We start from the raw sequence: 525 nt of genomic DNA, 5'->3' as shown, positions 1-525 counted from the left end.
GCCGCTACGGCACTGGTCCTGCCCGCTCTGATGCGGCTGATCACTCCTGCTGTATCCGCGGTCGGGAGCGGTGGTGGCGGAGCACAGGCCGCCGGTGCCGCCCTCCTCGCCGGTGCAGCCCTGGCCACCGGCGGAAAAGCCCTGATGGGCGGCAAGCTCGCCGGCGGCAAGGCGGTGCCCCCCGGCGGCGGCTTCTCCGGCGGCGGGGGCGGCGGAACACCCGGCCTCGTCGGCGGAGGTAATGGCGGTGGCGGTGGCGGTGGTCGCGGCGGTGGTGGAAACGGTGGCGGCAGCCGCGGAACACCCTCGCCGAACGCCCCGAGCCGCAGCGACCAACGTTCCCGATCCGCGGCCCCGGCGGGAAGCAGCGGGCCGCAGAAGGGCAGTGGGGCCAAGGCCGGCAAATGGGTTTCGGCCGCCGCAGGCGGGAGCCATTCCGCCAACCGCACAGCCGGTGACCTCGCCGGTGACAACTACGCCCCCACCAACAGCCGCCACACCATCCCGCGCTGAATCGCTCTCCAC

General features: G+C 74.1%; 1 pseudogene. It reads left to right on the top strand.

Annotated features, from left to right (window positions below):
• Nucleotides 1–513 (top strand): annotated as a pseudogene (locus tag MLGJGCBP_RS48485) (hypothetical protein); the annotation flags it as partial.
• Between the last annotated feature and the right edge of the window lie 12 nt (nucleotides 514–525).

The organism is Rhodococcus sp. T7 (genome assembly GCF_009872365.1).
In the GTDB taxonomy this organism is placed as follows: Bacteria; Actinomycetota; Actinomycetes; order Mycobacteriales; family Mycobacteriaceae; genus Rhodococcus_F.
Note: the sequence above shows the minus strand (reverse complement) of the source record. Positions and strands in the feature narration are given on the sequence as shown.